The organism is Aurantibrevibacter litoralis, from assembly GCF_034651555.1.
GTDB classification, from domain to species: domain Bacteria; phylum Bacteroidota; class Bacteroidia; order Flavobacteriales; family Flavobacteriaceae; genus Aurantibrevibacter; species Aurantibrevibacter litoralis.
Window position 1 is genome coordinate 53,621 of the sequence record NZ_JAYEEQ010000021.1, and the last position, 14,005, is coordinate 67,625.

11 protein-coding genes and 1 rRNA gene are annotated in these 14,005 nt (G+C 36.8%); 2 read left to right on the forward strand and 10 right to left on the reverse strand.

From position 1 onward, the window contains the following. Positions 1–22: 22 nt before the first annotated feature. The 10 genes from U1E44_RS14540 to U1E44_RS14585 all read right to left on the reverse strand — a co-directional run bounded on the left by U1E44_RS14540 (position 23) and on the right by U1E44_RS14585 (position 11,263). On the reverse strand, positions 23–2,479 hold the full coding sequence (locus tag U1E44_RS14540; RefSeq protein WP_322931834.1) for a hypothetical protein: 2,457 nt from the start codon (positions 2,477–2,479) through the stop codon (positions 23–25). A 495-nt stretch (positions 2,480–2,974) separates the two neighbouring features. Further along, positions 2,975–3,157, reverse strand: a complete 183-nt coding sequence (locus U1E44_RS14545) for a hypothetical protein (RefSeq protein ID WP_322931835.1) — start codon at positions 3,155–3,157, stop codon at positions 2,975–2,977. Between the two features lie 15 nt (positions 3,158–3,172). Beyond that, positions 3,173–3,391 carry a hypothetical protein gene (locus U1E44_RS14550; protein WP_322931836.1) on the reverse strand — a complete coding sequence of 73 codons (219 nt, stop codon included), beginning with the start codon at positions 3,389–3,391 and terminating at the stop codon, positions 3,173–3,175. An 89-nt stretch (positions 3,392–3,480) separates the two neighbouring features. Continuing rightward, positions 3,481–4,593: a hypothetical protein gene (locus U1E44_RS14555; protein WP_322931837.1), complete on the reverse strand. Its 1,113-nt coding sequence runs from the start codon at positions 4,591–4,593 to the stop codon at positions 3,481–3,483. Beyond that, positions 4,593–5,873, reverse strand: coding sequence for an OmpA family protein (locus U1E44_RS14560; RefSeq protein WP_322931838.1), 1,281 nt, complete (start codon positions 5,871–5,873; stop codon positions 4,593–4,595). Before U1E44_RS14560 ends, U1E44_RS14555 begins: the two co-directional genes overlap by 1 nt. Positions 5,874–5,884: 11 nt before the next feature. Continuing rightward, complete coding sequence (locus U1E44_RS14565) at positions 5,885–6,646, reverse strand: hypothetical protein (protein ID WP_322931839.1); 762 nt, start codon at positions 6,644–6,646, stop codon at positions 5,885–5,887. Between the two features lie 18 nt (positions 6,647–6,664). After that, positions 6,665–7,441: a hypothetical protein gene (locus U1E44_RS14570; protein ID WP_322931840.1), complete on the reverse strand. Its 777-nt coding sequence runs from the start codon at positions 7,439–7,441 to the stop codon at positions 6,665–6,667. A 3-nt stretch (positions 7,442–7,444) separates the two neighbouring features. Next, positions 7,445–7,600: a hypothetical protein gene (locus U1E44_RS14575; protein ID WP_322931841.1), complete on the reverse strand. Its 156-nt coding sequence runs from the start codon at positions 7,598–7,600 to the stop codon at positions 7,445–7,447. Positions 7,601–7,748: 148 nt separating this feature from the next. Further along, positions 7,749–10,448 carry a response regulator gene (locus tag U1E44_RS14580; RefSeq protein WP_322931842.1) on the reverse strand — a complete coding sequence of 900 codons (2,700 nt, stop codon included), beginning with the start codon at positions 10,446–10,448 and terminating at the stop codon, positions 7,749–7,751. A gap of 215 nt (positions 10,449–10,663) precedes the next feature. Further along, positions 10,664–11,263, reverse strand: coding sequence for a ribonuclease HII (locus tag U1E44_RS14585; protein ID WP_322931843.1), 600 nt, complete (start codon positions 11,261–11,263; stop codon positions 10,664–10,666). A 345-nt stretch (positions 11,264–11,608) separates the two neighbouring features. Between U1E44_RS14585 and U1E44_RS14590 the strand changes: the two genes are divergently transcribed. Then, positions 11,609–13,591, forward strand: coding sequence for a putative porin (locus U1E44_RS14590; RefSeq protein WP_322931844.1), 1,983 nt, complete (start codon positions 11,609–11,611; stop codon positions 13,589–13,591). A 352-nt stretch (positions 13,592–13,943) separates the two neighbouring features. Beyond that, positions 13,944–14,005, forward strand: a 16S ribosomal RNA gene (locus tag U1E44_RS14595); the annotation flags it as partial.

Here is a 14,005-nt window from a genome sequence, read left to right on the forward strand (position 1 = left end):
ATAAGAAGCCTCAAAAAAAACTTCAATACATTTTATAGACAATGAGGGAATTATCCAAATCTTTTACCACCAATGCCAGCTTGCCATCCTTATCCATTTCGGCAAGATCGATCATGGAGTTGCCCATTACAGGGAAATTGGGAATGGCCTTACCATTACTATCAAACAAATATACTTTTCGATTCTGAAGATCGGTAACGCTCACGTAGATTTTATTCTTTATCACAAACAATTTCGGTTTGCTGTACATCCCCAAGTCTAACACCAGCTTTTTGTCTTTTATTTGCAAGACATTATCGTTCATTAACACCAATGTTTTTGTAGTGGCATCCATTCCGTGATCGCGCTGCAACGCCAATGGAGTGGTTTTTATTTTCCCGGTTTCTTCAATCTGGTGCAATGCCCCTTGGGTATCGGTCATCGTAAACGTATCTTCATAAAAAACCACTTCGTTTTCAGAAAAATCGATTTTTTCGGCTACCGGAATTCGTGGCCTCCCGGTACGATCCAATATCTTTATATGACCCGATTTTTGTCGAAATACCAAATAATCCCTTTTGCCGCTTCGGATGTGTTTGGGCGTGCCAAGGATAGGATTTTCGGCTTCGGTATAGGTGAACCCCTTTACTATTTCTCCTTTAGCATTATACATATGTATTTTGGTGCCATGTACCACCACAAAGCGATACTCCTTAGTTCCGTCATAGTCAAAAACGGCAAGGGGATTTAGGACTTCGCCATCAAAAGAGGTGTTAAATGGCTTTACTTCCTCTCCGTTTCGGTCTAAAATTAAAAAGTGATGGTCTGTGGTAAAAGCCAATTGCAGTCGGCCATTTTTGTATATATCTACCTGTGTAATAGGCCCTTGAATTCTTCCGGACAACTGTTTTTTCCATAGCACCTTGCCATCAGTGGAAATAAGATAGAGGTAATTCTCTATGTCCTGAACTACAATTTCCTTTTTACCGGTTCTATGGTTAAGTACAAATTGCGGCTGGGTAGCTAGTGCTGCATCCAATTGCACAGAGAAAAGCGCTGAAACGCTATTGGCCCGGTTTTGTTTTTCCATTTTTTGAATGACCATGTTGGTGTGATAAAATCCGGCATCAGAAACGATTTGAGCCGCAAATACATAGTCAGACAGGGAGGCTTTTTCAAAATCCCTTACCACTTCGTTGGCAAAATCGGCTTTCATAATTTGAGATAGTCCTGCGGCATTGGCAATGAATAAAATACTACTTTCATCGGCAAGCTGGTTCATGCTTGTTTTATATACGTTGGTTTGTTCAAAGGTGTTCCCATTTTTAAAGTTAGAAACTATCATTTGCAAGGTTTCTTGCTCTGCGGCAAACACAAACGAATTTTCTAAAATGGTATAATATTGGGCGGTAAAATTTTGTACTAAGGGATTAAAGTAGGTGTTAAGAAAATCATTTTGATTTAATTCATTAATCTCGTTACCCAAATAATCCAAGGTGTTTCGTTCTAAACCGTCTAAAAATGTGGCAATAGTTTCGGAACGGTCGGCATTCAGCACCACGGCTTTGGTAGTATTCATAAAGATATTACCAATTTCAACCACGTTCTTAAAAAGGGTGTCCATGGGTGCCGAACGATCCAAATAGTGTTGCTGATTTTTGGCAAAAATAGAATACTCCGTAAAAGTATAGGACAATAAGGCATCGGTATTGGCAGGTGCCATGTAAGCAGTCGTGTTATTCCGTGGGTTAGTATGGTTAAAGAGGTTAACAATACTTTGTACAGAATCATTGGCTATGTTAACGCCATTGAGTTGGAGTTGTTCTTGCACCGCATCTACATCTAAAGCCACAAAATCGGTAAATTCAGAAATCGCAACCGATTTGTCTGAGGTTAGTAAAGCACCGAAAACGGGATTGGCTTTTTGTGTGTTTATAAAAATAGTAGCCGCTTTTGAAGTATTGGCCACCTTAAGAAATTTTTGAAGTTGTGTATCAACAGTTAAACTTTGACTGCGAACAATATTCTCTAATGGGATTTGCGAGGTGCTAATGAAAACGATGTCATTTAACCTAAGACGGAAAAACAGTACTTCATTGACCACATATTTTTCAATAGTTCTATTTTCATAGGTTAGGGTTTCTATTAGTTTATCTGATACATTTTCTAACTTAAGCAAGGTTTTCTCGGCATGCGAAATATACACAAGCTCAAAATTCGCTTTGCCGACTTCTAAAAAGGCCAAAAAGCTTTCTCCGTTGGATTGTACATAGTGTAGGGCTTGCGTTTTGTTGCGTATGGTACTATAGACTCCGGTTTTTGAAAGCTGTTTTAGAAAATTGTTGTTTTTAAGTTCACTCTTAAAGGTAGCATCCTCGTTAATACGAATAACGACGGCTGCATTGCTGGGAATATATGGTAAAAGTGAAGAAACTTTGGGTTTTTCCGGGCTGCAACTACATACCATAAAAAGAGTGAGTACAAGAATCTTGGCCTTCATGAGATCTGCTTTTGCGCAAATTTAGGATTTTAAATGTGGTAGTTGAAGTTGTTCTGGCAATTGCCTTAATTTTTTTCCTATTAATCATAGGTTTGTTTGGAAATGGCGATGAGAACTCGATTGGGCATTGCCGTAACCGTTTAATTTTATGCGTCAATCCTAATATTGAATCTGATGAATTTGGATATAAATAGAAAAATGAATGAAGGCCGTTAGTTGAAGTTAAAGTTACTCACGGCCATATAAAAGTATGTTTATTGGATTGATGGAACATCACTCCTGTGTAATACCCAGATAATCAATTACCTTTTCATAGGTCATTTTAGAAAAGTCCGGTTTATTTCCTTTTCCGGACAAAGTTTGACTGGGAATTAGAACATATCTGAATCTATCTGATGGGTTAAATAAAACATCCGGTTCATCATCATTTCTTATATATCTTAGCTTAAGAGATCCAGCGCTAAAAAAGTAGGTAAACCTATGCGTAGTTGTTCCTCAGCTAATCGTTATAGGAAGCAAAGCTGCATGGCTGGGTGGCCAAATTTCCGTTACGAAACGGGAGAAGCGTCCATAAACTAATAATGTGCCCGAATTGTAAAGGGCTTCATCCAATTCTGGAATAGCTACCTCAAATTCGGCATAAGCGGTATAGCCATTCACCACAGCAACCTGACCCACAGGGCCAAACCAGTCTTATGCAATAATATTTGCGTTACCGTCTTGTCCGTCTTCCACATCTTGTCCGGTTTCGCCTTGAGATCCGGCTGGGCCTTGAATCCCCTGAGGACCTGCAATTCCTTGTGGACCTTCGGAGCCTGTATCACCATATTTTGAACAAGCTCCAAAGCTCAATAAGAAAACAAGGGTTAATATTTTAAGATTTGTCATTGAATTTTTTGATGGATTTTTCATGTTTATACAGGTTTAAAGTTGATATTAATAGTTAGTAAATTGCCGATTCTAGTATGAAAAAGGCGTTTGATACGGTTTTTTTATATTACCTAATTAATGGGCATCATTAGGGTTTTACTTAGTTCTTTTGCGCGTTCAGCTATTTCTTTTTCTATCGCTTTCGTTTGTTGTTCATAATTTCTTCGGCATTCGCTTCCTTGTTGGTGCGGGGGACAATTTTTTCTTTGTTCCCTGAGGCGGGCTATTTCTTCTTGTTTTCCTTTTAGCCACGAAACGATGTCATTAGCTCTTTCAATTCCAGACTGTAAATGGTAGTCAAAAGGGATTACCTTGTAATTTTTGGTATTGACACCCCACTCTTCAATTTTTTCAAGGTGAATTAGCTTCATAACCCCTTCCGGCATTTCTGTGATAGCTAAAAACTTTTGCTTTTTTTCCAGAACATCTTTAAATACCCCTACGCCAAAGCCCATGAGGGGAACACCGGTAGGGATTTGAGCTTCCTCTTTGGCAAACCAAAAGGTCACTTCCTTTTGGCCCCCTTCAGCTAAAGTGTACTTGCCCCGATATGCTTCCAAAGGGCTATCCCTATCAACAACTACCGAATTGTCTTTAGCTGAGTTCAAAACCTCCAAACTTTTTAAATAGGTATCTGTAAGCACATCTGAAAAATTTAAGCCTGTGGGTGCCTTAAGACATAGTTTTCCTTCTTCGTTATGATTCAAAAAAAGCATTACATCGCTCTGGCTGTTACGTATTAGAAATTCAATAGTATAAGGACGTAAGTAAGGATTGTTTTTTACGGAACTAAACAGCGGGTTTTCGACGATGTCAGTGCCCGACACATAAATGGAATTGTCGTTACTGTTTACTTTGTAACGAATGGTTCCGGTATAACCATCCACATTAAAAAACTGTTCTATTTCAAAATTAAACTTATAAACCCCACTCAAATCTGATGGATTTTCGGAAATTCCTGCCGGCATGTCGAAGTACTTCGTATCATCGAAGGGGGTGCCTTGTTCAACAATGGGCATGGTTTCAAATTTTCCATCGTGCCGCCATTGGATTTTCATCTCATGTATTTTATGACTAGCGGCTTCCCTTTGTTCGTCCGCAAAAGGATTGGGAATTACACCTGTAGTCATGGCCAAAGCTGAGACGCCGACTGCACCCAAAATAACTTTTACAATTGTTTTCATTATGGAATGGGTTGAAATTCAACTCTTCTGTTTTGTGCCTTTCCTTCGGTGGTGGTATTGTCTGCAATGGGTTCATTTTCACCCCGTCCCTGATACATTAACCTATTCTTGTCAACACCCATATTGTCCGTAAAATAGTGCATCACTGATGCGGCTCTAGATTTGGAAAGGGTCATGTTTTTTACTGCGTCCCCATCACTATCGGTATGTCCTATTATATTTATTCTGATATTGGGATCTTCTTGTAGCACCTTCCCAATTTTGTTAAGGATTTCGAAGGATTCTTTTTTAATAATATCAGAACCGGAATCGAAAACAATTTGTTGGGTTGTAAAACCCCCTTTTAAGATTTTGGATCGGATATCTTCACCTTCCTCGGTTATTTTTATTTTGGAAATAGCTACGATATGATTCTCTTTTGCGGTTGTACCTTTTAAGTAGAATTGAATATAATTTCCAAAGTTGGAAGCAAGAAATGAGGGAAGGTCAATGGTTTTTTCGTTGTCTATAAACACTCTTAATCTTGAACCGTTTACCACAATGGCAAAATGGGTAGTCGTATTTAGTTTCTCTACCATTTTAAAGGGTATTTTGTTGTCGATCTTGGGCGTTATTTTTCCCCAATTTTGAACCTGTAATTGATTTGGGATTTCGGACCCTTTCCATAGTGAGAAGCCAAATTTGGCCCCCTGTTGTGGTTTGTTCAATGTTTTTTCGCCGGAGAATATCAAACCGAATTCAGACCCTGCAAGTCCCTTATATTCCAGATTTTCGGTGATAAGATCAAACTCTAGAGCATAATTTTCCTGAAGTTTTGAAATTTTAGCGATATAATTGCCATTTGGGTTCAGTTTCAAGGCTTTTTCTGAGCCAACCATAATAATTTCCCCTCCGGAGTTCGTTTCCCAGTGCGCAGGGAAATCCCCTTTTGTATCCTTGACAAAGTTTTCATAAAATAACACTTCACCCTCTGGAAAAAACTGACTTCCGGTACTTATTTTGGAATCCGATTCAGTGGTAGGGGAACCCGGTTTTTCTAATTTCTCAGAAATTTCGTTTTTATTCTTTTGAGAGGTATTTTTGTCGGAATCTTTTTTGTCCGATTCAAATACTTCATCCAGAACTTCGTCGGTTTTTTTTGCTGTTTCTTTTTCTACGCGCCTTTCTACGGTGCGCTCGGCAGATTTTTCAGCTTTCTTTTTTATTTTGTTTAAAATTTGGGCGTTGGCAAAAGACATGCTCAACAGGGTAATAAACAATAAAAGGTGTTTTGTTTTCATAATTCTTTATGTTAAAGGGTTCTGTTTTGGTAAGTAATATTGAGTTGAATTGGACTTCCGGTAAAATTGTATTCAACGACGCTAATATTATCATTCGCATCCCGGGAATTGACAACTTCAAAATCTTGAACACCAAATTCATAATGATTGATTTGTTTTTGGTTGAAGAAATAAAACAAATGCCCGCTATTGAATAAAGCTAAATCAAATTGAAGTGCTATTTGAGGCACAACATTTTTAAAAACCCCTGCATTTACGTCATCTAAGGTAATGGTAAGATTTGGATTTGGAAAAAAAGAACTTGAGTATAGATTGGGGTTATTTGAGGCATCAAGGCTTATCCCGAAAGTGTCACCATCAGTCAATGTATATGTATTTTCTGTAGTATTATATGAAACTGCAAAGGTTTCGGAATCGCCGCCTGTTTCATCAATTATTGAAGATAGTTTTCCTGAGGAATTATAAACAAACGTCCTTATGGCGGGACCTCCTAAAAAACCCGAATTATCTACTCGGGTAATTTTACCATTGGTGTAACTATAGTTTTTTGTTCTGATACTGCCTTCCCTGTCGGTTAGTGTGATTCTAGAAATGGTGTTGTCTGTATTGTATTGAATGACAATAGTTTCATCATTGTTCGGATTTGCAAAACCTGTTGCTTCTATTTCTGTAGGGAAATAGCCTTTTGGACCATTGTTAGAATCATCGTCATTGCTGCATGATACTGTGAACAATGTTAAAAATAGTGATGTGATAATTTTGAGTGCTTTCATAAGGATTTGAGTTTTATGTTATTGGAATTTGGTTTCGTAAGTGTAAGTTTTGATAGAAAATATACTGGTTTCATCATTTACGTAGGTTGTTGTTGAACCTAAAAGACCTTGGGTATTTAAAATTTGTTCATTTCTGTAGTTTACTGTAATACCACCGGGCGTAAGCTCTTCAAAAGCACTATTAGTGTTTTGATTTGGAGAAATAAAATTAAAATCGCTGGCAAAACCCAAACCATTGAGCGTTTCATAAATAAGTATTGGTATGTAGATGTCAAAATTCTCAATCCCCTTGGAATTGTTATATTCGAAAGTGTGAACTGCTTCACTTGAAAAAAAGTAACCTTCAAAATTGTTAGCATCATCAAAAAACCAAGTTCTATGTAAAGATGAATAGTTATTTTCTAAGGAATTATAGTTGATTTCAAAAGCGTTTATACTACCCTCAATATGTTCTTCTATTTGAAATAATATATCCTGAGGGGTATATTGAAATTCTATGGTTCTTGAGGAACCTGATGGACTTTCTATACCAACTGCTGCCAATTTTTTGGTATCGTTATAACTGCAAGCAAAACGAAATGTAGAATTATCTGCAAGCGTTTTTACCACGGTATTGATGGTGTTATCATTGTTATAATCTACAGTAAGCGTATAATTTGATAGTGAAGATGCCGGATAAGTGACCTCTACTGTTTTGAGTAAACTGATTCTCACTTTATTTGAGTCATCATCATTGCTGCAAGCATTCAATATGAATAAACTAACTAGGATAGTAATGAGGTGTTTTGGGTTCATAAATCATTGTTTTTTAAAGGTGGTTGTTTTTAGAATTTTATTTTTATGTACAACATTTAACTCATAGCTACCATCATCTAAATTGTCAATATTGAGTCGTATTTTTTGTGAAGGAATTTGATGTAAATAAGCCTCATAGTGAAACTTCCTTTTAGCCATAGCACTTTGTCAATTTTTTAGGATATATCAAAATTATGATGATTCTAATGCCAGAACTTGTAATTATGTAACCAATGAATGGAATGATGTAACATCAATAAAAAAAGCCTCATTTATAGAGGCTTTTTAAAAAGAAGTAAGCTGATTGCTACAATGATTTTTGGTACTCCGAAGGTGCCACTTTGTATAGCTCCTTAAAACATTTTGAGAAATAGAACAGGTCATTAAACCCAACACCATAAGCAATTTCAGAAATGGATAGCTTTTTGTTTTTCATTAAATCGGCGGCCGTCTTTAAGCGTTCGTTGCGCACAAACTCTGTAGCAGAAACGCCAAAAAGCGATTTTAGTTTTCTATGCAACTGCATTCGGCTTATGGCCATTTTACTTGCAAATAGCTCCGTATTGAAATCCGGATTAGCAAATTCCTCTTGAAATACTTCCTGTAAGCGATTTATAAACCTTTCATCTACCGAATTAATCAAAATCCCTGTAGGTTTTAGAATCAGTTCCTGACTATAATGTGCTTGCAGTTTTTTGCGTTCCTGAATTTGTTGTTTTACAGTAGCTTTTAAGACATCATGGCTAAAAGGTTTGGTCAGAAAAGCGTCGGCCGTGCTTTGTAAAGCTTCTAAATGTGTTCCTGCGGAAGTTTTTGCCGTCAATAAAACAATGGGAATAAAGGAGGTGAGTTCATTGTTTTTGAGTTGTTTTGAGAACTCAAAGCCATCCATTTCGGGCATCATGATGTCGGATACTATGCAATCAGGGATTTCTCTTTGTGCCATGACTAAGGCTTCTTTTCCATTTGTGGCAAAAATCACTTTAAATTCTACTTCAAAAATGGAGGCAATAATAGTTCGTATTTCTGGATGATCATCTACAACTAATAAAATAGGTAAGTCCTGAGTGTTTTCTCCAGTTTCAATCGGCAGGTGATCAAACTCCCGGGGTGTAGTAGTAACAACCGCATGCTTCAAATTAGATCGTAGTGGAAGTGTCACTGTAAATGTGAGCTGATTACTGTTTAAGTTCGTATCGATTTTGCCTTCATAAAGCTGAACTAATTCCTTTACTAATGCCAAACCAATACCAGCACCATCATTATTAGTGTTGCTTTGATAAAAACGTTCGAACAGTTTAGATACGTCATTTGGTGTTAAATCGCTACTCTTATTGCTTATAATTAATTGTAAATGAGCCTCTAATATTTTCGATTCAAAATGGATGCTTTCATTGGTATCGCCATATTTTAAAGCATTACTCAATAAATTGCTGACAATTTTTTCTATCACATCCTTATCATAGAATAGAGGTGATGTGGTTTTTTCAATATGGACTACTAAAGGCTTTTGAACCTCTTTAGATTGATATTCAAAAGGAGAAACGAGACTTTCTAAAAAAGAAGATAAATTTCCCTGCTTTAAAATGAGTTGCAAACTGCCACTATCAATTTTGGAAAGTTCCAGCAATTGATCAACTAATTCCAACATACGATTGGAGTTGTTTTCTATCATATCCAATTGCGCTTTTTGTGAAGCATCTACATGTATTCTTAAATTTTGAACAGGGCTTTTAATTAAAGTTAAAGGTGTTCGGAATTCATGGGAAATATTAGCAAAAAAGCGTGATTTTAAATCATTTAATTCTTTGATTTTCTTAGCGGTTTTCAGCTTATTGCTATAGATCCAATAAATAACAGCAAATGCTATCAGAAGGAAAGCAACCAACCCTATGTAGACGAGTTTTTGTGTTTCCTTAACAGCATTTTCTGCCTTTAGAAGGGCAATTTCCTGTTCTTTTTTTTCGGTTTGGTATTTGGCTTCGATTTCCTGAAGACTTTTGGAATTCTCTAATATCGTTAAACTATCGGTTAATTGCTGATACTGTCTGGCAAAACTTAGAGCGGTTTTAAAATCTTTTTTTTGTTCGTAGGACTGAGATAGGAGCTTAAGAATTTGTGGACTATTGTAAGTAATATTCATATTCTCATAAATCTCCCATGCTTTTTGAAGATACGGGATGCTGATATCCGGTTGCTTCTCCAATCTCGAAATTTCGGCAAGATTTACAAGGCCATTGGCTTCCCAAAATTGATCGCCAGCTTCTAGCGCATAATCCAAAGATGCTTCAAAATAGTGCTTTGCTTCCCCATACTCTTTTAGCTTTAGGTAACCTGCCCCTATCCAATTCGTTATTATTGTTAATTCATTTAAGTTACCTGCCGTTTTGTAGTATTGTAATGGGGCTCCTAGCTTGTTAATAGAAGCTCTGTATTGACCGCTGTTCCAAAGTAATTGTCCTAATTTTACCATGATGTGGTTTTCTCCTTCTACATGCCCTAATGATTTAAATACAGAAGAACTTCTATTGAAGTACGTTTCTGCCTTGTCATAATTTTTTAGTCCCATGTAGATATTTCCGATGTTGGACAGGGCAGACGCAAGGGCAGTTTCCTGTTTGTCTTTGGCGTGAAAAATGGAGTCGACCTTTAGGTAATACATAAGCGCTTGCTCCATTTTATTTTCATAGAAAAAATCGTTCCCTAGTTTGTTGTAGATTTTATAAAGGTTTTCCCAATGATTTTCTTTTTTAGCCACCTCGAAGGCTTTAAAAGTTAGTTCTTTAGAAGCTTCAAAATGGCCCAGTTTTGTTTCCACACTGGCTAGCCGAATATAACAATCAACTATCTTTTTATTATCCATTGAGTTTTCTGCCAAACGAAGTGCTTCATGTAGGGTTTGGCTAACACTGTCCATTTTTGATTGATTGTAATAATAGGTAGCTTTATTCCACAGTGCGGCATAAATACCTTTTTCATTATTTTCCGCCTTAAATGTCAAATACATTTTAGTATTGTAGAATTTAGCCGAGTCTGGTTTAGTATATAAATAGCGGTCAAACAATTTTTGAAAGTGATCTATTTTTAAGCTGTCTTGTTTGTTGGTTTGGGAGAAAATAAAGGATGTTGAAAATAAGGACACCCAAATGAATATTTGGACTATATGAGTTTGGATAATTCGATTCTTATATGGATACATTACCAGCATATTAGAAAAATATATCACAGGAAATCTAAAGATAATTGTTCGGGTAAAAGTTTAAAACTTTTTCTGTGATATTTCGTTATTCCGTACGTTCTGATGGCTTCCCGATGCTCTAAAGTAGGATATCCTTTATTCTGTTTCCAATTATACATGGGGTATTCCAGATGAATTGTTTCCATATACGCATCGCGATAGGTTTTGGCCAATACTGACGCCGCAGCGATACTCATAAATTGACTATCTCCTCTTACGATACATTGGTGCGCTATATTTTTATAGGGTTTAAAGCGATTACCATCTACAATAATAAGGGAAGCTTTTAAAGCTAGTAAGTCAATCGCTTTGTGCATGGCTAAAATAGAGGCATTAAGGATGTTAATAGTATCAATCTCCTCCGGATACACATGCGCTACACCAAAAGTGAGAGCCGTGGCTTCAATAATAGGTTTCAAGGCGTTTCTTTTACTTTCGGACAGTTGTTTGGAATCGTTCAGTGTTGTATTTTCAAAACCTTCAGGTAAAATAAGCGCAGCAGCAGTAACGGGACCTGCCAAACAACCACGGCCTGCTTCATCAGTGCCAATTTCCTGAGGCCATCTGTAAAAGGGCTTTAACATCTAAAATACTAATTAGTCCTGCTAAGGTAATAGAAATCAAGATTATTCTACAGAATTCAAGACGGCAACGGAACTAGGAAAACTTTCACATTTCGTTACGAACAAAAAAATTAACTTTGTTCGTTTAAGTAGCGGTAATGAAATGCCCAAACCCAACGTATTGTAGCACACATAAAGGCATTGTTATCGGTGTTGCATGTGTCCAATTAAAAACAGATTAAAAGTAACACATGAAACGAGCCATGCCAAAAGGTATAACACACAGGAGAATGTTTATTGGCGAGTTATATTCCTTTGCTGAGCGCAGTCGAAGCATTACCGATTAAAAAAAACACATATAAACACATGAAATATTTGATAATCATACTGTTTGTTTTTGTAGGTTCAACACTATTTGCGCAAGAAGATTCCATACCCCCGGTGAGCAAAACGGATACGCTACTTAAAAAGAAAATTCCGCAAAAGAAAATACCGCAGAAAAACGATTCTATTCGTGAGATTACAGTAGAAAACTACAAAATAATATCATTTAAAAGGGACACCACCTTTTTAGATAGTTCGCTTACGATACAAAAGGAATACAAGTACAATTATTTGCGAAAAGACGACTTCGAATTAATGCCCTTTGCGAATGTTGGGCAACCCTACAATAAATTAGGGGTCACTTTGACACGTTCGCAAAGCTACCCTACCATAGGTGCCAGAGCCAAGCACCTTAATTATATGGAGATAGAGGATATAGACTATTACAATGTAGCCACTCCACTAACCGAACTTATGTTTAAGACCACTTTTGAACAAGGGCAGCTTTTGGACGCTTGGCTAACCTTTAATACCTCGCCTAGGCTAAATTTTTCCATAGCGTATAAAGGGTTTCGGTCTTTAGGTAAATTTCAGCACAGTCAGTCAGAATCCGGAAATTTCAGGACTACTACCAACTATTTGTCCAAGAATGGAAGATATGCCTTGCGTGGTCATATTGTGGTAAATGATATCGAAAATCAGGAAAATGGAGGCTTGGCGAACAAAGAAGTTCAGTTTGAATCGGGCGACCCGGAATTTAGAGATCGAACGCGCTTGGATGTCGTTTTTAGTAATGCCGATAACCGGGTACTTGGTAAACGGTATTATGCAGAGCACACCTACAGAGTCTTAGGAAAGGATAGAGATTCCCTCAATAAGCAAGCAACAGCGTTCCGTATTGGGCATCGGTTTAATTTTGAGACCAAGTTCTATCAATTTAAACAAAGTGCAGCAAATCCGTTTTTTGGCAGTGCTTTTTTAAATAGTATCAATGACAAGGCAACACTAAAAACCACCTATAACCAATTTCAAGGAGAGTTTGTAAACCCTATTTTAGGGAAGTTAACGGGGCTTATTAGTATTTACAGTTATGATTATTTTTTTGACAGTATTTTGGTTACCGATACAGAACAAATTCAAAATCAACTCCAAGGGGAGGAAATAGCTATTGGAGGAAATTATGAAAAACGCATAGGAGGCTTTCAATTAAAGGGAAATTTGAGCTATACCGTCTCCGGAGAATTAACAGGAAATACGTTTGATGCTACAGCGAGTTACAATTTAAACGCCCATAATAGGGTCAGGTTTGGCATATACTCTTCCTCTAATATGCCCGATTTCAATTTTTTACTCTATCAAAGCGATTATCAAAATTATAATTGGCAAAACAACCGAAGTTTCTATAAAGAAAGAGTAAATGGATTGGAATTTAATTTTGAAAGCATGCGATGGGGAACTCTCAATGCCAACTACACCACTGTAGATAATTACAGTTATTTTAAATCCGAAGCCACTCAGGAACAAGTGGCAAATGGGCAAGAAAATGCCTTTGTAAAACCCTTTCAAAGCAGTGGCATAAATTACCTTAAAGTAAAATACGAAAAGGAATTTAAATGGGGCATGTTCGCATTAAACAATACGGTAATGTATCAAAATGTATCACAAAGCAGCAATGTGCTCAATGTGCCCGAATTGGTAACACGAAATACACTCTATTTTTCTAGCGATGTTTTTAAAAGAGCAATGTATTTGCAAACAGGCATCACTTTTAAGTATTTTTCCGAATACAATATGGATGCCTACAATCCGCTATTAGGCGAATTCTATGTGCAGGAAAACGAAAAGTTAGGTGGTTTTCCTATGCTCGATTTTTTTATCAATGCAAGAGTAAAGCAGACTAGAATATTTCTTAAGGCAGAACATTTTAATTCCTCTTTTACGGGATTTAATTTTTATTCGGCACCCAATTATCCCTACCGAGATTTCGTGATTCGTTTTGGGTTGGTATGGAATTTTTTCTCCTAATAGGTGCTTTAGTAGCGAATTAATATGCCGATACGCGCCTCGGGTTTCATTAAAATTAACTTTTTTTGAAAAAATAAAGGGCGATTTGGTACGATGTTTTAAAATAAATAATTAAATATTTACTGATAAACAGAGTGTTACGCATCCTAAAAATAATGTTGAAAATTATTTTCATTTTGATGTTGTGAAACCAAAAAAACGATATTATATTTGCACCCGCTTTAAGGCAGAGATGTTTAGGGTGAGGGATTATAAAAGTTCATTTGACATATTGTAAAGACAGAAATTAAATCGAGACGATGAGCGGGATATTTTGGTAGTTTTTGAGTAAAGAGAAATTATTTAAGAATTAACGATGAAGAGTTTGATCCTGGCTCAGGATGAACGCTAGCGGCAGGCCTAACACATGCAAGT

Excerpts from the sequence above, each read along its gene's own strand:
- U1E44_RS14565 (WP_322931839.1), bottom strand. The coding sequence starts at position 6,646 with ATGAAAGCACTCAAAATTATCACATCACTATTTTTAACATTGTTCACA.
- U1E44_RS14580 (WP_322931842.1), bottom strand. The coding sequence starts at position 10,448 with ATGTATTTGACATTTAAGGCGGAAAATAATGAAAAAGGTATTTATGCC.
- U1E44_RS14590 (WP_322931844.1), top strand. The coding sequence starts at position 11,609 with ATGAAATATTTGATAATCATACTGTTTGTTTTTGTAGGTTCAACACTA.
- U1E44_RS14540 (WP_322931834.1), bottom strand. The coding sequence starts at position 2,479 with ATGAAGGCCAAGATTCTTGTACTCACTCTTTTTATGGTATGTAGTTGC.
- U1E44_RS14550 (WP_322931836.1), bottom strand. The coding sequence starts at position 3,391 with ATGAAAAATCCATCAAAAAATTCAATGACAAATCTTAAAATATTAACC.
- U1E44_RS14575 (WP_322931841.1), bottom strand. The coding sequence starts at position 7,600 with ATGGCTAAAAGGAAGTTTCACTATGAGGCTTATTTACATCAAATTCCT.
- U1E44_RS14585 (WP_322931843.1), bottom strand. The coding sequence starts at position 11,263 with ATGTTAAAGCCCTTTTACAGATGGCCTCAGGAAATTGGCACTGATGAA.
- U1E44_RS14560 (WP_322931838.1), bottom strand. The coding sequence starts at position 5,873 with ATGAAAACAAAACACCTTTTATTGTTTATTACCCTGTTGAGCATGTCT.
- U1E44_RS14555 (WP_322931837.1), bottom strand. The coding sequence starts at position 4,593 with ATGAAAACAATTGTAAAAGTTATTTTGGGTGCAGTCGGCGTCTCAGCT.
- U1E44_RS14570 (WP_322931840.1), bottom strand. The coding sequence starts at position 7,441 with ATGAACCCAAAACACCTCATTACTATCCTAGTTAGTTTATTCATATTG.